The organism is Clostridium thailandense (genome assembly GCF_019207025.1).
Lineage (GTDB): Bacteria > Bacillota > Clostridia > Clostridiales > Clostridiaceae > Clostridium_AM > Clostridium_AM thailandense.
Genome location: NZ_JAEEGC010000035.1, coordinates 20317 through 44204, shown reverse-complemented (window position 1 = coordinate 44204; position 23888 = coordinate 20317). Strand labels below are relative to the sequence as shown.

At 32.6% G+C, this 23888-nt stretch carries 16 protein-coding genes; 7 read left to right on the top strand and 9 right to left on the bottom strand.

Features of this window, described 5'->3' with window-relative positions:
* Positions 1 to 6 precede the first annotated feature (6 nt).
* The 4 genes from I6U48_RS08365 to I6U48_RS08350 form a co-directional block, all read right to left on the bottom strand.
* Positions 7 to 1209 carry an MFS transporter gene (locus I6U48_RS08365; protein WP_218319959.1) on the bottom strand — a complete coding sequence of 401 codons (1203 nt, stop codon included), beginning with the start codon at positions 1207 to 1209 and terminating at the stop codon, positions 7 to 9.
* A 257-nt stretch (positions 1210 to 1466) separates the two neighbouring features.
* Positions 1467 to 2336, bottom strand: coding sequence for a shikimate dehydrogenase (gene aroE, locus I6U48_RS08360; RefSeq protein ID WP_218319958.1), 870 nt, complete (start codon positions 2334 to 2336; stop codon positions 1467 to 1469).
* A gap of 54 nt (positions 2337 to 2390) precedes the next feature.
* Positions 2391 to 4313 carry an oxidoreductase gene (locus I6U48_RS08355; RefSeq protein WP_218319957.1) on the bottom strand — a complete coding sequence of 641 codons (1923 nt, stop codon included), beginning with the start codon at positions 4311 to 4313 and terminating at the stop codon, positions 2391 to 2393.
* A 137-nt stretch (positions 4314 to 4450) separates the two neighbouring features.
* The gene (locus I6U48_RS08350) at positions 4451 to 5341 is read right to left on the bottom strand and encodes a sugar phosphate isomerase/epimerase family protein (protein WP_218319956.1); all 891 of its coding nucleotides are present in this window, start codon (positions 5339 to 5341) and stop codon (positions 4451 to 4453) included.
* A 275-nt stretch (positions 5342 to 5616) separates the two neighbouring features.
* Between I6U48_RS08350 and I6U48_RS08345 the strand changes: the two genes are divergently transcribed.
* Positions 5617 to 6513, top strand: a complete 897-nt coding sequence (locus tag I6U48_RS08345) for a LysR family transcriptional regulator (RefSeq protein ID WP_218319955.1) — start codon at positions 5617 to 5619, stop codon at positions 6511 to 6513.
* Positions 6514 to 6603: 90 nt separating this feature from the next.
* Here I6U48_RS08345 and I6U48_RS08340 read toward each other — a convergent pair whose 3' ends face one another.
* The 5 genes from I6U48_RS08340 to I6U48_RS08320 form a co-directional block, all read right to left on the bottom strand.
* Positions 6604 to 7827, bottom strand: a complete 1224-nt coding sequence (locus I6U48_RS08340; RefSeq protein ID WP_218319954.1) for an MFS transporter — start codon at positions 7825 to 7827, stop codon at positions 6604 to 6606.
* 109 nt (positions 7828 to 7936) lie between these two features.
* Positions 7937 to 8701, bottom strand: a complete 765-nt coding sequence (aroD, locus tag I6U48_RS08335; RefSeq protein WP_218319953.1) for a type I 3-dehydroquinate dehydratase — start codon at positions 8699 to 8701, stop codon at positions 7937 to 7939.
* Between the two features lie 158 nt (positions 8702 to 8859).
* Positions 8860 to 10074, bottom strand: a complete 1215-nt coding sequence (locus I6U48_RS08330; protein ID WP_218319952.1) for an MFS transporter — start codon at positions 10072 to 10074, stop codon at positions 8860 to 8862.
* Positions 10075 to 10270: 196 nt separating this feature from the next.
* Complete coding sequence (locus tag I6U48_RS08325) at positions 10271 to 12277, bottom strand: oxidoreductase (protein ID WP_218319951.1); 2007 nt, start codon at positions 12275 to 12277, stop codon at positions 10271 to 10273.
* A gap of 44 nt (positions 12278 to 12321) precedes the next feature.
* A complete protein-coding gene (locus I6U48_RS08320; protein WP_218319950.1) occupies positions 12322 to 13194 on the bottom strand; it encodes a shikimate dehydrogenase in 873 nt (290 codons plus the stop codon).
* Between the two features lie 321 nt (positions 13195 to 13515).
* On the opposite strand from I6U48_RS08320, the gene I6U48_RS08315 reads away from it, so the two are divergent.
* The 6 genes from I6U48_RS08315 to cooS all read left to right on the top strand — a co-directional run bounded on the left by I6U48_RS08315 (position 13516) and on the right by cooS (position 23887).
* On the top strand, positions 13516 to 14403 hold the full coding sequence (locus tag I6U48_RS08315; RefSeq protein WP_218319949.1) for a LysR family transcriptional regulator: 888 nt from the start codon (positions 13516 to 13518) through the stop codon (positions 14401 to 14403).
* 527 nt (positions 14404 to 14930) lie between these two features.
* A complete protein-coding gene (locus I6U48_RS08310; RefSeq protein WP_218319948.1) occupies positions 14931 to 16130 on the top strand; it encodes a MerR family transcriptional regulator in 1200 nt (399 codons plus the stop codon).
* Positions 16131 to 16169: 39 nt separating this feature from the next.
* On the top strand, positions 16170 to 17351 hold the full coding sequence (locus I6U48_RS08305; RefSeq protein WP_218319947.1) for a DegT/DnrJ/EryC1/StrS family aminotransferase: 1182 nt from the start codon (positions 16170 to 16172) through the stop codon (positions 17349 to 17351).
* 20 nt (positions 17352 to 17371) lie between these two features.
* Complete coding sequence (locus I6U48_RS08300) at positions 17372 to 18478, top strand: DegT/DnrJ/EryC1/StrS family aminotransferase (RefSeq protein WP_218319946.1); 1107 nt, start codon at positions 17372 to 17374, stop codon at positions 18476 to 18478.
* A 331-nt stretch (positions 18479 to 18809) separates the two neighbouring features.
* On the top strand, positions 18810 to 21053 hold the full coding sequence (locus I6U48_RS08295; protein WP_218319945.1) for a methyl-accepting chemotaxis protein: 2244 nt from the start codon (positions 18810 to 18812) through the stop codon (positions 21051 to 21053).
* Positions 21054 to 21994: 941 nt separating this feature from the next.
* A complete protein-coding gene (cooS, locus tag I6U48_RS08290) occupies positions 21995 to 23887 on the top strand; it encodes an anaerobic carbon-monoxide dehydrogenase catalytic subunit (protein WP_218319944.1) in 1893 nt (630 codons plus the stop codon).
* Position 23888: the final 1 nt, after the last annotated feature.

Sequence of the window (23888 nt, the reverse complement as noted above, 5' to 3'; positions counted from 1 at the left end):
TATATCTTACATTGCCGCCTTTGCATATTGTCTATTTACAAACAATGCAAGAAGAATACCTACAATAGTAATTACTGCGTTGAATAAAAGCACATATTTGGGTCCCTGTACTCCACCAGACTTTGTAATTATACTAGCAATATTTAAGATAACATAATTTGCTACACTAGATGAAATCATAACTATAGATGTAATTTTCCCTTTATTTGTAGGAAACATAGAATTTGCTGTTGATACTGCCAGCTGAAGTACACCACCTGCTGCGGTGAATCCAATTACAAATCCGCCTATTAAGCATATAGTTGGTGTCTGTATAAAATATATAATCATTAGCATAATTGTAGCAAGTGTAGGATATATAACTAGTATTCTAACTGGTTTAATAAAGCTTTTTACTAAAGCTGCTGTTACTAGTACAGCTATGATTGATCCCATTGCATAATATGACTGAATTTGACTTGGCTTAGCTAGTCCATATAATTTACCTAATTCCTGATTACAATTTAACCACAGCTGAAATGTTGATGTACATGTAAACCCTATAAGAATGATTGCAATACTTGTTGGTGTAAATTTCATTTTTTCTTTTACTGTTTTAGCTTCTCCTTTTGACACACTAGTGTTCATTGGTGGGAAGGGCATAAATGCAATCAAAATACCATCTATAATAAGTAACGCAGCTGTTACAAAGAAAATAGCTTTATATGACATTCCATTTCCTGCGACAAAACCAATAATGAATGGAAGTAAAAATTGCGACATTGATATGGAAAATTTAGTGAACATGTTAGCGACATCACCAGAGTTTACAAATATCTCCAAACACGATGGAGTAACACATGTATCTAAAAACGAGTTAGCTGCACCTCCTAATAGCGCAAACATATACGCCACATACATACTTGGTGATAATACAATTCCAATAAAGTAAGCTGCATATAAAGCAATACCAATTAATCCAGAAATCCTTCTTCCAAATTTGTCCGAAATAGGACCTGAAAAAGGAAGTGTAATTAGACGCCCTAAACCTAATGCAGCAATAACAGCAAGTACTATACTTACATCAAAAGTACCATTTGCTAGAGTTTTTGCTCCCCAAACACCTGCAAAATTTTGTTTGTACTGTCCTAAAATTGATACCCCTATACCATGTACAAAGTAAGTAAAATATAATGCCAAAGCCGTTGGATAATATTTTTTATTATTCATTTATTTTTTCTCCTCTCTTTATTCATCTATATGTCTCATTATGTCTAAACTAATGACTTTTTACTGTACAATAATCATATTATATTTTTCATTATAAATAAGCTCTCTTGTTAAATTCTTAACTCTTAATGGTGCAGGAATGGGCATAATAATATAATCCAATAATTGGGTTGGAATTATACTCCAACCCATTGGTAGTTTTTGATATATTATCATCAATAAAAAACTTATTCTGGTATATGACAAACTTATCTAAACTATTTAAAATACAATTCTTTAACTTCTTCTACAGGCATTTCTAATCCAGTATACAGCTTAAAAGCTTCAGCACCCTGCCATAACAGCATTCCCAGTCCACCAATTGTTTCACATCCTGCAGTTTCTGCATCTGTTAAAAATTTTGTTTTCTTTGGATTGTATACTACATCTGCTACAACTAAGTCTTTTCTGAAGATGGTTGTATCTTTTATATTTGTTTTATCTTCATGTGGGTGCATTCCTACAAGTGTACCATTAATTAAAATATCACTTGATGCAACTTCTACTTTAAGCCTTTGATCATCTTCTAAATCATATAAATTAACAATGCATTCTGGTACTTCCTTTTTTATGTTTTCAACAGTTTTTTCAGCCTTTACATAGAAATCATCTTTTACATTAAAGATAGAAATTTCCTTTGCTCCATCCAAGGCACATTGAACTTGTATAGCTGTTGCAGCTCCCCCAGCGCCCATGATAGTAACTTTTTTACCTTTTATTTCTACTCCATTTTCTTTTAAATTACGTACAAATCCGATGCCATCTGTTATATGCCCAGTTAATTTTCCATTGTCATTAACTATTGTGTTAACTGCTCCAATAATACGTGCAGCTGGAGATAGTTCATCCATATATTTAGTAACTTCACCTTTACATGGCATTGTTACATTTGAACCTCTCATATTAAAAGTTTTTATAGCTTCAATTGCATCTGGCACTTTTTCAACTGGTATATCAAATGCTAAATATGCATAATCCAATCCTAGCTTTTGAAAGCTGTAGTTATACATAACTGGTGATTTTGAATGACCTACTGGTGTACCTATTAATCCTAATAAACCTGTAGTTCCTGAAATACGTTTTTCCATAATTATCTCCCCCATAAAGCTAATTTTTCTTTCTTTATTTTAAAAGTTTTAATACTATATTTTCATTGCAACTTCTAAAGCTTCCTTTGTTGCATCCAATGCTCTACGTGCTTTAACAGCATCACCAATGACATAAGTTTCCTTTACAACTTTTTTAACATCTTCACTAAGTGGATCATATGCACGTGATCCCATAGCAAGCACTATTGAATCAAAGCCTTCAAGACGATGTTCTGATCCATCTGGCATTGTATAAGCTACACCATCTTTAAAGAACTCTGCAACCTTGGCATTTGTAACAGTTTTAATTTTATATTTTTCAAAATTTTTCATTAAGAATTTTCGATGTTCAGAAATTACATCCGCTCCCACTTCATCTCTAAGTTCAATAACTGTAACCTCATGCTCTTGTTCTCCTAGGAAATCAGCAGTTTCACACCCTACCATTCCTCCTCCAACAACAAGGACTTTTTTACCGCAGGATTCTTTTCCATCAAGAAGATCTACTGCATGTATTACCCCTGCTTCATTAATTCCTGGAATAGGAAGAACTAATGGTGTTGCACCAGTAGCAATAATTACTGTATCAGGTGCTTCTGCTGCAATAATTTCTGGAGTTACCTTTGTGTCCATACAGACCTTTACTCCATGTTGCTCACATTTAGTAATATAACTACGCACCATGTTCGTTAAATCACCTTTTCCTGGAGGGTAAGCAGCTAAACGCATCTGTCCACCAAGAGTATCTGTTGCTTCAAATAAAGTTACATCATGGCCTCTCATAGCGGATACCCATCCTGCAAGCATACCACCAACACCACCGCCAACAACTATTACTTTCTTATTAGTATCTGCTGCCTTCACTTCATTCTCATGTCCTAAAAATGGGTTAACAAGACAGCTAACTGGTTTTCCCTGATACATATTGCAAACGCATCCCTGCAGGCAAGCGATACAAGGAGTTAATTCATCCAAGCGATCTTCTTTAGCTTTTCTTGGTGTATGTGGATCAGCTAAACTTTGACGTCCAAATGCAACCAAATCGCAACGACCTTCACGGACTAATAATTCTGCAAAATGTGGTTCCGTAAAACGTCCAACTGCAATAACAGGTATGCTAACTGCACGTTTAATTTCTGTAACCAGCTCCGCACTAAATCCTGCATGCAATACTGTAGGTGCCCACATATATTCGTCACGGATATGTACTGCACGTGAAACGTGAAGGCCATCAACTCCACATTCTTCCAGATAAGCAGCGATTGTTGCGCTATCATGAACATCCAGTCCTCCGTCAATTTCGTCAGAGCTATTAATACGACAAATAATCGCCATAGAGTCTCCAACCTTCTTGCGGATATTTTCAATTATTAAACGAGGTAAACGCATTCTATTCTCAAAACATCCACCAAATTCATCTACACGTTTATTAGTTCTTGGTGAAAGAAAACTATTGACTAAATATCCATGGGCACAATGAACTTCTACTGCATCTGCTCCAGCTTTCTTCGCACGTACCGCTGCATCACCATATGACTCAATGAGCTCATAAATCTCTTCTTTAGATATAGCAATAGGTGTATTTCTTCCAAATACTGAAGGTATAGCAGAGGCAGCTTTTAATGGATATCCTGCAACTGCTGCATTTCCTTCTGGTCCTGCATGCTGAAGCTGAATAGATATTTTTGCACCAGCCTCATGGCAAGCATCTATAACACGCTTAAAGCTTTCTACAGTACTATCCTCAAATAAACATGGTTTACGTGGACCTCCCTTAGCTTTTTTATCAACAACAGTGGCTTCAAAGGTTATTAATCCAAAGTCACCAATTGCACGTTCACGATAATAGGCTACAGAATTATCACTCATGCTTCCATCTGTATTTGCAAAGTTATTTCCCATAGGTGGAACTACAAAACGGTTTTTAACTGTCATTGGTCCTATTTTTATAGGTGTAAACATAGATTCAAATTTCATAAAAATAAATCATCCTTTCAAGTTTAGTTTACATAATACCTGATTTTATTTAAAACTATTAACCGTAATAGTCCATCTTTCACAAATGGCAAGTTAACGGCTCTATTTTCTATATAAATTTATTAAAATCGATTTTGTTATTTTTCCACTAAAGATACTTCTGGCCAAGCCTTTCTCAATACCTTTTCAGTATTTTCATATGTAAATTTAGCTGCCTCAGCAACACCTTTTGCTAAAATAGCATCGCTTATTACTTCAACTCCAATACATGCAGGTTCTATACCTTTTTCTTTAATCATTTTAACAAAACCTTCTGTTGCGTTGATTCCAGTACCTGGAGCAAGTCTATCATGCATTGATTCATCTCTTAAGATAGATTTTGCATAAGGTCTTTCATAAACATCATTAATTTGAATAGATACAATCCTGTCAGCTGGAATACCTTCTAATAATTTAATATCAGTTTCCTGGTCTGCTCTTACCCAGTGCCATGAATCTAAAATAAGCTTAGCATTGTCACAGCCAGATTCTTTAACCACTGCCCAACCCTTTTTAACATCTGGAATACCACTGTATGGCATAGGCTCTACACCAATGACATATTTTCCTGCTCTTTGACATAATTCTTTTAGCTTTTGTGCAGTATGTTCTACACTGTAGTTTTCCATTAATCCAATATTGATATGGTTAACACCAAATAATTCACACATATGGAAACATAATTGTTCTTTGTATTTTTGTTCATAAGAACGGTTATCTTCAGCCCAAAGTGTAATATATTCAACTTCAGTAACCTTCATATCATATCTCTTAAGAATGTCAAGGATATCAGCGTCAAACAAACCTTCGTTTAACGCATCTACATAGGTTTCAGCACGCAAACCAATTCCATCATAACCTGCTTCTTTTGCTGCTTTAACTCTATCCTCAAATTTACATTGATCTCCTAATGTCCATGAACTAACTGTAATTGGTGGACATTGATTTTTTTTCTCCTCACAAGTGTTTTTCATAGCTTCTTTATTCATAATATATGCTCCCTTCCCCTAAAAAAACTGCAATTATTTTGTAACATTTTCCATTTTATTTGCTGAACTTATTTATTCTACCGGTAGATATATTATTGTAAACAAGTTAATTTCTATTTAGTAATCGATTTTACTAAAATTTATAAGTTAATTATATAACAGGAATCTTATAAAAACTAATTGATAATATCCTAATAATTCATAGATTTTATATATAGTTCATGCTATAATTATCCTCAACAATATAGATTGTATTATGAAAGTAGGGTACCAAATTGAATTTATATCATTTGCGCTATTTTGTAACTCTTGCACGTTTGGAACACTATACGAAGGCTGCAGAAGAGTTACTAATAACTCAACCTAGTTTAAGTCATGCTATATCCTTATTAGAAAAAGAGCTTGGAGTTTCTCTATTTGAAAAAGAGGGAAGAAATGTAGTTCTTACAAAATGCGGAAAAATATTTTTGGATGATATTGTAAAGTCTCTAGAAATCCTTGATTCAAGTACAAAAACTTTAAAAATGATTAGCTCCGGAGAAGGCAGAATCGACCTAGCTTTCCTTAGAACACTTGGAACTGATTTTGTTCCAGAAATTACTCGAAGCTTTCTGCAAGCTAATCAAGAAAAGTCAATCGAATTTCACTTTCATACCAGAGCAACTTCTGCTGATATTATTCAAGGACTTAAAGAAAGAAAATATGATATTGCCTTTTGTTCTAAATTAGACAAAGAACAACATGTTGAGTTTATACCAATTTTAAAACAGGAACTGGTACTAATTGTTCCACCTGATCATCCCCTTGCAAATAAGGATACAGTTGATTTAGTGGATACTATTCCATATCCTCAAATCTTTTTTACACACACAAGTGGGCTTAGACCTATAATTGATAATTTATTTGAGCAGATTGGTGAACAACCAAAAATTATATATGAGATTGAAGAAGACCAAGTTATTGCTGGATTAGTTTCCAAAAGCTTCGGAATTGCAGTTTGCCCTAATATGCCTATATTAAATTTTATGAATTTAAAGGTCCTTCAAATTACAAGTCCAAGTTTTGAAAGAATTTTTTATTTAGCAGTAATGAAAGATAAATTTCTAGCACCAGTCGTTTATCAATTTAAAAACTTTGCTATAGAACATGCTAACCGTAATTATTTATTTTAATATATGGAGAAAAAGGGCCGAAAGTAAACTTATGCTCTATAGGATAAGTTTACTTTCGGCCTTGAGTATTTATAAATAAAAGAATTAGGATTATATAACTTCCTCACTGATGCTGTCTTCTCCATTTCCATAAATTCTTTTATATCTTATATTCGCTAAAACAGAACATGAAATACCTACTGTATATATAATTATCATAAAATAAAACACGTGTAAAATATCATAATGTCTTAAGATAAGACCTGTTAAAGCTGGGATTACTGCTGCTGCTACACCACTGGCAGTAGAAACTAGCGCTATTGTTGCCCCTTTGTTTTTCCAGAAGAGTTCACCCATTGTGGTTTGTGCCATCTGCAATACTCCTGCTGAAGACATCCCTATTAAGCAAAATGCTATTGTTGCAATTGTTGGAGTTTTGAAAAGCAATAGTATTGTAAGTAAAATAAAGCCTATTAAAGGATAGATCAATGTAATAAACACAGGTTTAACTGTTTTCTTTAAAAGTATTGCTAATATTCCCACTGAAACAAGTGCTCCTGTACTATAATAGCTTATAAATTTTAAAGAACTTACTTGACTCATACCTAAAATATGTTGAGCATAAGTAGGAATCCATGTTTGAAATAATATAAATGTTGCATTAGAAGTAAATCCTATTATTATAAGTGCTAAGCCTTCTTTTTTTAGTATTGGCTCAGCTTTAAATTTTTTATCTTCTAATACATTATCATTGTTTACAATTTTAGTTCTATTTTCATCAGGAAACCTGCTGCTGGCTATTAATATAAAAACTAAAGCCCCCAATGCTGCTACTACATAAAATGTATATCCGTAAAACATATTTCTTTTTACAAAAAAGGTTATAATAATTGGTAAAATTATTCCCCCTATTGCTACAAATGCCTTTATTATAACAGTTGCTGTACCAGGAGTTTTTGGAAAACACTCTATTAAAGAAGGATAACTTGCGGCATCCATAAATGCATGTGATATTCCTGCAAAGACTGAAACTATCATAGCTAGCTGGTAAGTTGGCGAAAGTGGTATTCCAACTAAAAATACTATGGCAAAAAGCGGAGCTAAAAATAAAAATCTCTTTCTACCAAACTTATCTGATAATCTTCCAGCAATATATAATGTTAATGAACGACATGTTCCTTCCATTGAAATTAAAAAACTTATCCCTGCAGGATCTGTATGAAATTGCTTAGTTAAAAATGGCATATTGGATGAAAGTATAAGAAGTATCATTCCTAGCATAGAATAGCTTAAATATATTCCTGCTGCTGATTTAAAATAAGGATTTTTAATCATAACTTCCCTCCTGTTTTAAACATACAAATTTTATTATACTCATAGAGTTGTTCTATAGGTTTTATTATGAAAAGACCACAATAGTTTAAATTTATTGCGGCCTAAACTCTTACATGTTGTTGTGGAGTAATTTAAGAGTATTACGTAAATCTATTACAGAAACTTGACCTGGTGCAGAAGCTTTCTTAGCAGCACCAAAAGTTACTGCAGAGCCAAATAACTCACCGGATACTCTACTTATTACGCCTTTTCCTGCCATTGACATTGTTATAATAGGACAATCTGCGTATTCTTCATTCATAATACGTGTAGCATCTAACAATGTAAGCACATCTTCAGTTGAAGTAGGCATTACTGCAATCTTAGGTATATCTCCACCTAATTCCTGTGCCTTGCGTAGTCTTGATATTATCTCTTCCTTTGCTGGTGTCTTATCAAAATCATGGTTAGAAACAATAACTGCTACCCCACTTTTATGAGCTGCTTCAATTAATTCTTTTACAACTTTCTCATCGTTAAATAATTCAACATCAATAATTTCAACAAGCTTTGTTTCAGCTATTATTTTATTTAATTTAACATAAGCTTCTATACCAATCTCTTTTTCTCCACCTTCTTTAGCACTACGGAAGGTAAAGACTATAGGCTTATCAGATAAAATAGTTCTAATTTGTTGTAATGCTTCTTTAACCTTATCTATATTTGTAACATCTTCAAAGAAATCTACACGCCATTCTACAACATCAAAATCAAGATCTTTTAAAAAATTAGCCTCTTCTACAAGCTGTGAAACTGTTTCACCTACTATTGGCACGCATATCTTTGGTAATCCTTCACCAATTTCAACATTTTTAACTTTGATTATTTTTTTCATAAGTATCCATCCTTTCACAAACACATTGCTCTCCAATTTTATATTAAACTTATTAAATCATATTTTTTTTGCAATAGTCAATGTATATATTTTCAACAGCTAAGTTAAAGAACTTAGCTCTTTACCACTAGCTAGTTATAAAATCGTGCAGATATTATTTATGCTACTGCTTCCTTTGCATACTGATTATTTACAAACAATGCAAGTAAAATACCGACAACGGTAATTGCTATATTTAATAAAAGTACATACTTTGGTCCCTGCACACCACCAGCTTTTGTAAGCATACTAGCAATATTCAGGATGACATAGTTCGCTACACTAGATGCAATCATGACAATAGATGTAATCTTACCTTTATTTGTTGGGAACATAGTATTTGCTGTTGATACAGCCAACTGAAGTACTCCACCTGCCGCTGCATATCCAAGTACAAATCCTCCCACCAATACCATTGTCGGTGACTGTATAAAGTATAAAGCTGCAAGCATAATCGTAGAAATTGCTGGATAAATAACAAGAATTCTAACTGGTTTAATGAAACTTTTTACAAGTGGAGCTGTTACGAGTACTGCAACTATTGAGCCCATTGCATAGTATGATTGAATTTGAGCGGGTTTCGCTAATCCATATAATTTACCTAATTCCTGATTACAGTTTAACCATAACTGAAATGTTGATGTACATGTAAATCCTATAAGAATAACTGCAATACTAGTTGCTGTAAATTTCATTTTCTCTTTCTTAGCTTCACCTTCACCCTTTTCTACCTTAGCATTGTTATTCATTGCTGGAAACGGCAGGATTGCAATTAATATAGCTGTTACAACAAGTAATATAGCTGTTATAAAGAAAATAGTTTTATATGACATATGATTTGTTGCAACAAATCCAATCATAAATGGAAGTAAAAGCTGTCCTATAGATATTGAAAATTTAGTGAACATACTAGCAGCATCACCAGCATTAGGGAATATTTCCAAGCATGATGGAATAATACATACATCTAAAAAAGAGTTAGCGGCGCCACCTGCTAATGCAAATGCATAAGCAATATACATATTCGGTGCAACTGCTATACCTACAAAATAAGCTACATAGAGAGCTATACCGATTAATCCAGAAGCTCTTCTTCCAAATTTATCTGAAAAAGGTCCAGAGATAGGTAGTGTAATTAAGCGCCCTAAACCTAGCGCCGCAATAACAGCAAGTACCACACTTACATCAAAAGTACCATTAGCTAATGTCTTAGCTCCCCAGCCACCTGCAAAATTTTGTTTATATTGACCTAAAATTGATACTCCGATACCATGTATAAAATATATAAAATATAGTGCTAATGCAGTTGGAAAATAATTCTTTTTATTGTTCATCTCTTTTCTCCTTCTATTTTTTACTTAAAATAATGTAATTGTATTTAATATAATAATTTCTTCATATAAACAAAGTGCTTTGCATCGTATAACAATGCATATATATTGCTATAACTTTATCTTTTTCATTGTTAACTTATTAACCATTATGATCCATAAGTGAGGCTGAATGTAAAAATCCAGCCTATTAATTAAATTATTTAAATGCGCCCATTACTTCTAAAGTTTTCACTACATTTCTGCCTTCCTCAACACCGGATATTATTCTTCTTACCTTTGCGCTATCTCCAATATTAAGAAGTTTTATACATTTTTCTTCTGCATATGCTTCAATTTTAGGTAACTCAGCACTTTCTACTTTCATTCCTAAGCATACAAATCCATAATCAAAGCTTATATCTACGCTAGCTCCTTCAGAATTTCTTACTGTAAATGAACTATCATTAACGTTAAGAAGTGATGTATTTGCAAGCTGCTTAACCTTATTTTCTTTCATCATATGGTATACATCAAGCTTTGTATTAGTATCTAAATCTCTTCCTATTACAGGCATCATTTCTATAACTGAAACATCTGCACCTCTTTCAGCAAAGAATTCTACAACATCAAGTCCTACTGCTCCACCGCCTACAACTACAACCTTTTTACCTTTGCATTCTTTGTCAAAAGAACTAATATTATTAATAAATCCAAATATTGATTTGATTTTCGATGCTTCTTTGTCTACACGATCTAACAATCCTGCTATTGGGGGAAGCAGTGGTTTTGATCCTGTTGCATTTATTATAAGGTCTGGATTTAGTTCATCTAATATTTCCTCAGAAGCTTTTGTGTTAAGTCTTATCTTCAAATTAGGAAGTTCTTTTACTCTGTTTTCTAAATACTCTACAAAATAATGAATTCTGCCTTTTGCTGGAATTGTACCGATCATCCAAGCTAACCCACCTAATCTATCTTTTTGTTCTAATAATGTTACATTACATCCTACTTCTGCAGCAGTACATGCAGCCTCCAGTCCTGCTGTCCCTCCTCCGATAACTACAACATTAATATCTTTCTTTACCTTTTTCTCTTTATAAGAATCTTCGAACAAGAGATCTGGGTTGATACTACAGCGAATTGGTTGGGACTTCGCAAGACGATGGTCAGCACATCCTATGTTACACGAAATGCATCTTCTAAGAAGGTGCTCCTGTCCATCAGCAACTTTGTTAGCCCAGTATGGCTCTGCAATTAACCCACGTCCCATAGCAAGAAGATCTGCATCTCCCTTTGAGATGATTTCTTCTGCAACTTTTGGTGAACGTATATTTCCTGAAGTTATTACTGGTTTATTGAATTTTTCTTTAAAGGCTTTAGCCATATAACTTCTCCAACCTTCTGCTAAACTCATTTTATCGTGTTGAAGATATAGATTATCATTTTGCCCTACAGAAATGTTTAGGAAGTCTACCTTTTCCTGCATGAATTCCATCAATTCTAGAGAATCTTCCAGAGTATTTCCTCCCTTAAGCATATCATCAGCACTAACTCTTATGGAGATTGGAAATCTAAGTCCTACTGCCTCTCTTACGCTATCAATAATCATTACAGCAAATCTTGCTCTATTTTCAGCACTTCCGCCAAATTCATCAGTCCTGTTATTAAATAAAGGTGATAAAAACTGGTTGATAAGGTATGAGTGTCCAGCATGAATTTCAACTGAATCGAATCCTGCTAACTGAGCTCTTGCTGCAGCTTCTCCATATTTTTTAGCGATGCCTTTCATCTCTTCTACAGTTAAAGGTCTTGGAATAGCCCCACCTGTCTTTGAAGGAATGTTAGAAGCAGAAACAGGTTGCATGCCACCTAGTCTTGCTGCATAAGCAGATGCTCCTGCATGGTTCAATTGGATAGAAACCTTTGCTCCATAAGCGTGAAGTCTCTCTACTAAGGTATAAAGCCCAGGCACATATTGATTATCGTCAATTCTGCACTGCTTTGTTCCATTAGTTCCCATTGGGAAATCTACACAAGCGTTCTCCACGATAATAAGGCCTGTACCGCCTTTTGCCCTCAATTCATAATATTTAATCATCTCTTCTGATACTTCAGCACTAACAGTAGCAAAGTTACTGCCGATGGGTGGCATAACTGTTCTATTTCTCAATGTCATTCCATTGATAGTGATTGGTGACAAAAGATTAGGATATTTGCCTTTCATTTTTTTTACCTCCGCTTTTTTACTTATAGTAAACTAAAAATAATTTAGTATTTAATATCTAATACTTCCTTCATATGCTCAATTGGCATATCTTGTCCAGTCCATAGTTTAAAAGCTGCTGCTCCCTGGAATAACATCATTCCTAAGCCATTCATTGCTTTACATCCTGCTTCTTTTGCCATTTTTAATAATGCTGTTTCTCTTGGTGAATAAACAATATCTACTACAATTAGATCTGGTCTTAAGAAGCTTGCATCTGGAACATACGTTTGTCCTTCTAAAGGTTTCATTCCCATGCCAGTTGCATTTGTAAATACATAACTATCCTTAATTTCTTCCTTTAATTTGTCAAGGTCTGCTAAGTCATATAAAGTTGCCTTACAGTTAGTTTTTTCATTAATATCCTTTACAGTTTTTTCAGCACGAGCATAAAAATCATCCTTACGATTGAAGATTGATATTTCTTTTACTCCATCTAAAGCAGCTTGTACTTGTATTGCTGTAGCTGCTCCACCTGCTCCTACAATTGTAATCTTTTTACCTATTACATCAATACCAGCATCTTTTAATGCTTGCATGTATCCAATACCATCAGTAATATGTCCAGTTAAAACGCCATTATCATTTACAATTGTATTAACTGCTCCACAAAGCTGTGCTGCCTCTGATAAATTATCAAGATATTTGTGTACTACTGTTTTATTAGGCATTGATACATTTGATCCACGTACTTTCATTGCTCTAAAACCTTTTATAGTATCTTCAAGCTCTTCATTACCAACTTCAAAGGCAAGATACGCATAATCTAATCCTAATTTTGCAAATGCTTCATTGTGCATTGCTGGTGAACTTGAATGTCTGATTGGATATGCAATTAATCCTATAAGTTCTGTATGTCCTGTAATTCTTTCTCCCATAATAATGTCTCCTTTTTATTTATAATATTTTTATAGTAATCGTTATCTTAAAGTATAATAATTAATCCCTAAGTACTTAGGCAATTTTTATTGAAGCTTCATGAGTATCATCAAACATCGCAAAACATTTTTCAACAAAAAACCCTTTGCTTGTTTATGTTTTGTCATTATTTTAAAATAGTTATTTTTTTAACACATCTTAATTTATATTATAATTCAACAATTTTGATAATTCTAATACATGTTTTCCACTTTATTGATAGTTTTTGTCTATCGAATGTGATATAATACTTATAATCTATTTTGGAGGGAAACTGTCCTATGAATTTGAATCAATTATATTATTTTAGAACTATTGCTCGATTGCAGCACTTTAGGCAAGCAGCTTTAGAATTAAATATATCTCAACCAAGTTTAAGTAACTCTATGACGAACTTAGAAGCAGAACTTGGTTTATGTTTATTTGATAAACAAGGTCGAAATGTTATATTGACTAAATATGGTCGTATATTTTTAGAGCATGTAGATAGAATACTTAGCGAGTTAGATAATACTAAAAAAATAATGGAAAAGTTCGCTAGCACCTCGGAAGGCCATGTTGATATTGCATATATTTCTCCACTAGCACAATATTATATTCCTGAGACAGTACGTAGTTTTTTAAATTTAGAACAGAATAAGAATGTTACATTTACCTTTAAACAAGGATTTACTGCCGAAATGCTGGAAGGTCTAAAAATGGATAAATACGATTTAATTTTTTGCTCTTATGTTGAAAATGAACCTGATGTTACTTTTGTTCCAATTATTGAACAAGAATTATTTGTCATTGTTCCCCTAGATCATCCCCTTGCTAAATTTGATAGCATTGACTTAATTGAAATTAAGCCTTATCCATTAGTAGCTTATGATAAAAATTCTGGACTCGGAAAATTCACTTTTAATTTATTAAAAAGTATCAATTTAGATCCAAAGGTTATTTGCGAAGCCTCTGATGAATATGCTATTTGTGCTTTAGTTGCTGCAGGCTTTGGAGTATCTATTATAGCCGAAGCACCTGCTCTTAAGGATGCTAAAGTTAAAAAATTACATATCAATAATCCGGATTATTGCAGGCGTATTTATTTTGCATACCGAAAAAACAAATATTTTCCCCCTGCTGTACACAACTTTATTTCATATCTAAAAGAAAAAAGCTGTATAGAATAAAGTTTAGATTTGAATTAGATGATAGGATTAAGAGCGTCTACGTTATCAGATAAAATTTCAAAAATTACAGATGACTTTGTTTAAAAATATAATGGGACTGTTCCATTTATAGAGAAATACACCAGAAAGTTGACTTACGCGCAGGAATATGTTTCTTCAGCTTTGGAAACATATCCCGGAGTGTAAGTCAACTTTCGGCGGTAGATATCTATTAGTGTAACAGCCCTATTAGAATAAAACTTTCTATAATCTTCTCCTACACTTAAGTAAAAATATTAAGAATATTATTTGTGAATTAGGCCCTAATCCTAATATATTGCAATAGTTACAGCAATCAAAATATCTATACATACAATGCCTGCAACCTTTTCTATATGAAGACATAACCTCCCCTCCTCATATTTTCATTTTATATTGTGCCAATATAAATGTGATTAAAATTAACTCAAAATTAATATGTTTTGTAAAAAAATACTTGCGCCTTACCTTACGTCATGTGTTAAAATAGTCTACATAGAGGTGATAAAATGTCTGAAAAGGAACTTACCTTGTTTTCTACCGGTGAATTTGCCAAAAAAGCCGGCATCACTTTAAGAACATTGAGATATTATGACAAAATAGGCTTGCTAAAACCTAATTCTCATAACGACCTTGGTCACAGATTATATACTAAGCAGGATTTTGGAAGACTTCAAAAAATTTTGACTCTAAAATTTATAGGTCTTTCTTTAGATGACATATCTAACATAATGAAATATGATATAAATGATCAAGACTTTAAAAAGTCCTTAGAAATACAAAAGTCCATAATGGAAGAAAAAATACATCACATTCAAATGGTTATAAAATCTATAGATGAAACTGTTCATATGTTGGATACTGATACTGCCTTAAATTGGGATAAATTTATTAATATAATCAATGTAATTAATATAGATAAAAATTGGAATGAGCAGTATGAAAATGCCTCCAACTTAAAAGCAAGGATAAGGATTCATGAACTTTTCAGTACAAATAAAGAAGGATGGATGAATTGGTTTTTTCAGCAAATGCAAGTACGGAAAGAGGCTTCTATACTTGAGCTTGGCTGTGGTGATGGAAGCCTATGGGAAAAAAACTTTGATTATATATCAAGTTATTGGAATATTACATTAACGGATTTTTCAAATGGTATGCTTAAAGATGCTAAAAAAAATTTAGGTTCAAAAGCTCAAAGGTTCAAGTTTGAACTTGCAGATGCACAGAATATTCCATTTGATAATAACAGTTTCGATGTAGTTATAGCAAACCATATGCTTTACCATGTAGCAGATAAAGATAAGGCATTTTCCGAAATACAGAGAGTTTTAAAAGCTAATGGATGCTTTTATGCCTCTACTGTAGGCAAAAATCACATGAAGGAAATGCGTGAAATCGTCTCTAGATTTAACTCTGAAAATATAACAACAAAAAGCTGGGACTCAACAGAGAGTTTTCAACTAGAAAATGGGCTAAAGCAGGTTTCAAAATGGTTTAAAGAGGTAAGACTAAATAGATATAATGACAGCTTAGTAGTAACTGATCCAATACCGCTTATTGACTATATATTCTCAATGCCAGGAAATACAAAAGAAATATTTACTGATAAAAAACTCCAGCAACTTATAAATTTTCTTCAAAAGGAGATCGAGGAAACTGGAGGTATATATATAACAAAAGATACTGGCTTTTTTCAAGGAAGAAAGTAAATTAGTATTTGTAATTAAAAGACGAAAGGATTGATTATAATGAATAAAAAAATACCATTTTCACCACCAGATGTAGGGGAAGAGGAAATAAATGCTGTAGTTGAGGTTTTAAAATCAGGATGGATTACTTCCGGACCTAAAACTGCTGAATTCGAAGCAAAGCTAGCCGATTATTTAGAAACTAACAAAGCAGTAGCTTTAAATAGTGCTACTGCAGGTTTAGAGCTTGTATTAAAAGTTTTTGATATAAAAGAAGGAGATGAGGTTATAACTACTCCTTATACTTATACTGCTACTGCAAGTGTATCGCTTCATAGAGGGATTAAACCAATATTTGTGGACGTTGAAAAAGACAGCTTTTTAATAGATATAAACAAAATAGCTGATGCTATAACACCTAAGACAAAAGCAATCTATACCGTAGACATTGCTGGAGTACCTGTAGATTATGATGCAGTTCGTGAAATGTTAAAAGCTAAAAATCGTGAAGATATAATTTTTGTATCTGACTCATCTCATGCCTTTGGTGCAAAATACAAAGGAAAAAGAGTTGGAGGTCAAGCAGATTTTCACATATTCTCTTTCCATGCAGTAAAGAATTTCACTACTGCTGAAGGTGGAGCTTTAAGCTTTGGCAATAACAACTTTAAAGGCAGAGAAGATTTATATAAAGAATTTAAATTAGCTTCATTACATGGCCAATCAAAGGATGCTCTTTCAAAGATGAAAGCTGGTGCTTGGAAATATGACATAGTTACAGATGGATATAAATGCAATCTTACGGATATGGCTTCTGCTATTGGTCTTGTACAATTAACAAGATATGAAGATATGCTAAAAAAACGTAAAGCTATATTTGATGTTTACACTAAATACTTAAGTGAAAAAGATTGGGCTATAATTCCTTTTGAAAAGGAAGGCGATACAGTAACTTCTTATCACCTATATTTGCTTCGCATTAAAGGCTTTAGTGAAGAGCAAAGAAATGAAGTTATAGAAACTTTAGCAGAAATAGATATAGCTACTAATGTACATTTTACTCCACTACCAATGTTTACACTTTACAAAAACTTAGGATACAAAATAGAAGATTATCCAAATGCTTATGCTCAATACGCAAATGAAATTTCTGTACCACTTTATTCCCTTCTTACTCTAGAAGATGCTGAATATGTGGTTAAAGAACTTATTAAAGCAGTTGAAAAAGTTATGGCAAAATAAATTAAGTGAGGTACTTGAATATGAAAGTTAATTTTTATACATCTTTAAGAGAATACTCAGAGAGAAAAGAAGAATTTAATAAGGCTATATTTGATGTTGTGGAAAGCGGAAGCTTTATATTAGGACCCAAGGTTACAGAACTTGAAGAACAAATTAAAGCATATACTGGAGCTAAACACGCTATCGGTGTAGCTTCTGGTACAGATGCTCTAGTAATTGCTTCACATATTTTAGGTTTTACAGATGGCAAGGAAGTTATTACATCACCTTTTACATTTTTAGCATCAACTTCCTGCATAGCAAAACATAACGCAAAGCCTGTTTTTGTAGATATTGATGAAGAAACTTTTGAAATAAACACAAACAAAATAGAAGAGAAAATAACTCCAAACACAGCAGGTATAGTACCAATACATCTTTTTTCTCAAATGAATAATATGGATAGAATAATGGAAGTAGCTTCTAAACACAATTTAAGAGTTCTAGAAGATGCTGCAGAAGCCTTTGGTATGAGATGGCATGGCAAACACTCTGGTACTATTGGTGATATGGGTATATTCTCTTTCTTCCCTACAAAGACTTTAGGTGGCTATGGTGATGGTGGTATGATAATTACCAATGATGATAACTTAGCTCAGATGACTAAAATGTTCAGAGTTCATGGTGCATCTAAAAAATATCACTATGATTATATAGGCTATAATTCAAGACTTGATTCAATGCAAGCAGCTGTACTTTCAGTTAAATTAAAATACATAGATGAAGCTATCAAAAAGAGAGAAACTGTTGCTAAGTGGTACACTGATAAGTTATCAGACTGTGAATATATAAGATTCCCTAAAATTAAAGGAGATCAAAGCCCAGTATATTATGTATTTAACTTATTAGCAGAAAAAAGAGATGAACTTGCAGACTTCTTAAAAGAAAATGAAATAGGCTACAGCATTTACTATCCAATACCTCTTCATATGCAAAAATGTTTCAGCTATTTAGGACATAAAAAAGGTGACTTCCCTGTAGCAGAAAAGATTTCACAGGAAATTCTCGCTCTTCCTATATATCCTGAAATAACAGAAAAAGAAGTAGATTTTGTATGTGATACTATAAAGAAGTTTTATAGAAAATAATTAAAATCTTTAGTTCTACCTATATTACTAAATATAAAAACTCAACTCACATTACCAAGTAGTGTAAGTTGAGTTTTTTAGTATTTCATTTATAAATTTTTAAACAAAACAGAAAAAAGAGGAATTTTGTATAGTAATGTAGAATAATACATTGAAAGATATTTGAAAATTTTTAAAATTGCAAATTATAATCTTTTCTTATTCATTTATTCTTTAATATATTAAAATCTTTCTTAATTATTTCTAGTTTTTTTATAATTAATCTTAAAACTTTGACAAAATCTTATCTACTGTATCCAAAAAAAATATATTTTATAGAAGGAGATGAATCATGTCAGAAAAAATTAAAGTAAAAAAAATGTTTTTAATTTTCTTTTTTGTTTTAACCATTATATCAACAAGCGCTATTTTTGCAGCACGGTTGTTATCACAAATTACAATTATAATTCCAATAGGAATTTTCTTTACAATATCGCTAGCGATATCCTATGTATTATATATAATAATCACAAGACCAATTGTAAGAATAAGTGAATATGTAAATAAACTTCTAAGTGGCGACCTTCAAACAGAATTTACTATTGATGAGAATGATGAACTTGGTCACTTAGGAAATCAGATCAAAAAAATTCACATTAAATTGAATACTTTAGTTAACCAGCTAACAACTCAATCAACAGATGTAATAAAAACAGGTGAAAGCATTACGCGATCATCAGAGGTTATTCTTAGCGAAATTAATAATCTTAGTTTATTCATTGAAAATTTAGCAAATGGTAATGAAAGCACATCCGCTGCTGTTGAAGAAGTGGTGGCAAGTATTGATGAACTGGTACGCGCATTTCAATTTATCGGAAAAGAAATTGGACTTACAGATTCCATTTCTAGGCAAGCTATGGAAGTATCACAAAACGGAAAATATTTTGCTGAAGAGATGAAAATTAGTGTGAGTGAATTTTCTGAACTATTAGTTAGTGCAGTTAACTCCATTCATGATTTAGCAGCTTCAGCAACAGATATTGGAGATATGTTATCAGCTATTGAATCCATCGGACAGCAAACAGATTTGCTATCACTGAATGCTTCTATTGAAGCAGCAAGAGCTGGAGAAGCAGGACGAGGTTTTGCAGTAGTTGCTGAAGAAATCAAAAAACTAGCAAATATATCTAATGGATCTGCAATTCAAGCTAAACTAATTGTAAAACAAATTTCAGATAAAACAAGTTCTGTTGTAGCACAAATGAATAATAGCCAGGAAAGAATGAGTGAGCAAATTTATAGTATCAACCAATTAGCAGAAAACATAGAAAATATATTCACAAATATGGAGAATGTTGAAAAGAGTATGAAGCAAATTTTAACCACATCTGATGTTCAGATAAATCAAATTAACCAAATATCCGAAGCAATAAATGATGTTGGAAGAACGACACTAATTATTGCCTCTGACTCGTCAGAAGCGTCTAAGAAAATAAACCAACAAGTTGAAGTATTTAAGGATTTGGATATAAAAATTGTAAAAGTTAAAGAATCACTTAAAGATTTAGCAAGAATTACAATGGATTATAAAACTAATCGTTCAGATAAGAAAATATTAATGATTGATGAAATTGATACATGGTGGATAAAAGATGAAATGGATGAAGCAGAATTTGTATTTAGGTCTTATGGTTATTCAAATATCGAAAGACTCTCAATGCAAGGTGATGCCACAAGAAGTGAAGAATTTATTAATAAAATTAAAAATTTTGATGGTTGCTTAATTTTTATACGTCCAGAAAGATTTATGATGGATAATGTTCTTATACATGTAGCAAATAAAACTAAAGCGCCTATCGTATTGAGTTTGTTTGCTGATAAATTTGCTGATAAAAATAACCAACCAATTTATCAAAATATTATAGGAAAAAAAATAGAAATACAACGTCAGCATTTAATTAAATGTTTAAATATGTATCATTCTTTTAAAAACAAAAGTACAGGAGATTCTCTTTCTAAAGGAAAAGGTGTATTTATCACTGTTCCTGGTGTATTTGATAATGAAAATGAAATTAGAGGAGCCTTTGCAGATGCAAATTTACAATTGAAAGCTTTCCATGTTGTAAAATACATTGAAGAGCAACAAGAACTAATAAAAAAATATAATGATGATGATGAAGTTTCATTTATACAAATGGGTCTTATGGCTGGTGAAGCTAAAAGTTCAAATCATCCAGAAAAAAATACAGCAGATATGTTTGCTTGGGAATTTAATAATAGAATCAAACCATCATTTTCATTCTGGGATTGCACTATCGTTGATGGATATTCTATTGCTAATTATTCTATGGATTTAACAAGAGAAGCAAGGGATTCAGTAGAGAATATTGCAATAAAAATATTAAAAGGTACAAATCCTAATCAAATGAAGATGAGTTATGTTAAAATATTTAATTTACTTATACATGAAGAAATATGCCGCAAATTTGACCTTATCATCCCAAAAGAATTATCTAGTGCTGCTCAGAAAATTTTTCTTGATCTAAAAGGCAACTATGTAGATATATTTGGTAAAAACCATACTATTAAACGATAAAATATTCTAGTATCATAAAACAGGCATTAGAAGCATTTTTCTCTGCCTGTTTATTTTATATCATTATCATCAAAATACCCTTTGTTTCTTCAAAAGTTTCATTTTCATCTTTCTTAAGCCATACATCTATTTATCATGCAAGCCAATATTTTTTTCTATTAAAGATCCTATAACTTCTTAATTTATTTCTTAACATACTTCAAATAGTAAATCCCTCATAAATAAATTTCCATTATTATTCTTTTAAAATTAAAAGCAGCTCCTCAGCTAATGATTTATTATATAATTTGTAAATATCTTTGCTAAAGGAAATTGTGTCTTAATAGTAGTATAGTTAAAATCTTTCTCGTTAAATGTAGATTTCTTTAGCAGCTTTTGAAAAACTTTTATATTTACAAACTTGCAAGAAATATTTTAATTGTTTGATGTCCAATTCAGTAAACTCTCCTTTCTATATCACTTATGTCTTAATTATGTCAAGTTGTTAAATTATTATCTATTGTAAACAACTTTTAGTTGTATACCAATAAATTCAAGTTGTTTATCAAAAATAAATATCTGTTGTATAATTTATTTGTGAACACATTGGGGGTAGTTCTAGCACTCCTATCGTCACAGGTAAAGTAGAAATTTTGAGTATTATCTATCAATTGTTGCATAGTTCACTTTAGTCTCTTATGTAATAATTTCTAATAACTGATGGATAGGAAAGTGAATTCTATAGGATTCCTTCCATGACCTTGAAATTACCTAAAACCCTAATTTTAGCATGCTTTCCTTGGTTAAGGGAATGTTATTTTTACCCCTGCATGTTAATTTTTTAACTGTATTAAACAAATAACTTTAATTTAAGTTAAATATCTGCATGACTTACAATTGCATAACTTATAATAAACTTTCTAAATAATTAAACATTGTAAAATAAGGAGGGTGTTTTATCAATGGAAGACAGAGGATTACTAATAAAATCAGCTCAAGATCAACTTCTTGAAAAAGCAAAAAAAGATGGTGTAGAAACTGCCTGGGATAGAAAGGAAGCTATGAAGACACCATGCGGTTTCGGATCAGCAGGTGTATGCTGCAGAAACTGCGCTATGGGACCTTGTAGAGTAAGCCCAGTTCCAGGAAAAGGTGTAGAAAGAGGTATTTGTGGAGCTACAGCAGATGTTATAGTTGCAAGAAACTTCGCAAGAATGTGTGCAGCCGGTTCCGCAGCTCACTCTGATCACGGTAGATCCCTAGTTCTTTATCTTGAAAATGCATCAAGAGACGGACAAATACAGATAAGAGATGAAAAAAAACTTATGGCTGTTGCTAACAAATATAGTATTGAGACTTGTGGAAGAGATGTTTATGATGTGGCTCACGATATAGCTGATGCTGCCTTAAATGAGTTTGGTAAACCTCGTGGAAACTTGATTTTCTCAAAAGCTTTACCTAAAAAAAGAAGAGAACTTTGGGACAAACTTGGTGTAACCCCAAGATCAATTGATAGAGATATAGTTAGTGTAATGCACTCAACTCATATTGGATGTTCAGGAGATGCAAAAAATCTTTATGATATGGCAATGAGGGCATCCCTTGCAGATGGATGGGGTGGTTCTTATATTGCAACCGAAATTAGTGATATTTTATTTAAAACTCCATCACCAGTACAAACTGAAGCTAATTTAGGTGTATTAGAGGATAATCAAGTTAATATTATATTGCATGGTCACGAACCATCACTTTCAGAATCAATTGTAGCAGCTGCTGAAGATCCTGAACTTATTGCTCTTGCAAAGGCTGAAGGAGCAGATGGAATAAATGTTTGTGGTATGTGTTGTACAGGAAATGAAATAACTATGAGACATGGTATTAAAATGGCAGGAAACTTCCTGCAACAAGAGCTTGCAGTAGTAACAGGTGCAGTTGAAGCTTTAATAGTTGATGTTCAATGTATAATGCCAGCACTTGCAAGACTTTCCAAATCATATCATACTAAATTTATAACAACTTCACCAAAAGCTCATATAACAGATTCAACATTTATTGAATTCGAAGAGGACAGACCATATGACTCTGCAAAAGAAATAATAAGAGAAGCTATACTAAATTATAAGAATAGAAATAGAGATAATGTTTTAATTCCTAATGAAAAATGTGAAGCTTTAGTTGGATTTAGCACAGAGGCTATAGTGGATGGTCTTGACAAAGTTGTTAATTCACAAATAGACCCAATGCAAACGGTTAAACCTCTTGCAGATGTTATACTATCTGGTACTATCAGAGGTGCTGCTGCCATTGTTGGTTGTAATAATCCAAAAAATCCACATGATACATGTCATGTAGAAATGATGAAATATCTAATTGCTCATGATGTAATAATAATTGTTACTGGTTGTGCCGCTCATGCAGCAGCTAAAGCTGGTTTAATGTTACCAGAAGCAAAAGAACTAGCTGGTCCTGGACTAAAAACTGTATGCAGTCTACTTGGTATTCCACCAGTTCTTCACCAAGGTTCATGTGTTGATATCAGTCGTAACTTACAACTTGCTGGAGAACTTGCAAATCATTTAAATGTTGATATCAGTGACTTACCAGTAGTTGGTGCAGCTCCAGAATGGATGTCAGAAAAAGCTGTAGCTATAGGAACTTACGTTGTAGGTAGTGGTATAGATGCATGGCTGGGAATTGTTCCTCCTGTAACAGGTTCCCCATTTGCTATGGATTACTTATTAAATAAGATGGAAGAAGACTACGGTGCTAAATTCTATGTAGAAACTGATCCACAAAAAGCAGCGGAACAAATGCTTGAACGAATAGAAGCAAAACGTAAGAAAATAAACATCTAAA

Bases quoted from the DNA above. Each gene is read 5' to 3' on its own strand.
- I6U48_RS08365 (WP_218319959.1), bottom strand. From the start codon at position 1,209: ATGAATAATAAAAAATATTATCCAACGGCTTTGGCATTATATTTTACT.
- aroE (WP_218319958.1), bottom strand. From the start codon at position 2,336: ATGGAAAAACGTATTTCAGGAACTACAGGTTTATTAGGATTAATAGGT.
- I6U48_RS08355 (WP_218319957.1), bottom strand. From the start codon at position 4,313: ATGAAATTTGAATCTATGTTTACACCTATAAAAATAGGACCAATGACA.
- I6U48_RS08350 (WP_218319956.1), bottom strand. From the start codon at position 5,341: ATGAATAAAGAAGCTATGAAAAACACTTGTGAGGAGAAAAAAAATCAA.
- I6U48_RS08340 (WP_218319954.1), bottom strand. From the start codon at position 7,827: ATGATTAAAAATCCTTATTTTAAATCAGCAGCAGGAATATATTTAAGC.
- aroD (WP_218319953.1), bottom strand. From the start codon at position 8,701: ATGAAAAAAATAATCAAAGTTAAAAATGTTGAAATTGGTGAAGGATTA.
- I6U48_RS08330 (WP_218319952.1), bottom strand. From the start codon at position 10,074: ATGAACAATAAAAAGAATTATTTTCCAACTGCATTAGCACTATATTTT.
- I6U48_RS08325 (WP_218319951.1), bottom strand. From the start codon at position 12,277: ATGAAAGGCAAATATCCTAATCTTTTGTCACCAATCACTATCAATGGA.
- I6U48_RS08320 (WP_218319950.1), bottom strand. From the start codon at position 13,194: ATGGGAGAAAGAATTACAGGACATACAGAACTTATAGGATTAATTGCA.
- I6U48_RS08315 (WP_218319949.1), top strand. From the start codon at position 13,516: ATGAATTTGAATCAATTATATTATTTTAGAACTATTGCTCGATTGCAG.
- I6U48_RS08310 (WP_218319948.1), top strand. From the start codon at position 14,931: ATGTCTGAAAAGGAACTTACCTTGTTTTCTACCGGTGAATTTGCCAAA.
- I6U48_RS08305 (WP_218319947.1), top strand. From the start codon at position 16,170: ATGAATAAAAAAATACCATTTTCACCACCAGATGTAGGGGAAGAGGAA.
- I6U48_RS08300 (WP_218319946.1), top strand. From the start codon at position 17,372: ATGAAAGTTAATTTTTATACATCTTTAAGAGAATACTCAGAGAGAAAA.
- I6U48_RS08295 (WP_218319945.1), top strand. From the start codon at position 18,810: ATGTCAGAAAAAATTAAAGTAAAAAAAATGTTTTTAATTTTCTTTTTT.
- cooS (WP_218319944.1), top strand. From the start codon at position 21,995: ATGGAAGACAGAGGATTACTAATAAAATCAGCTCAAGATCAACTTCTT.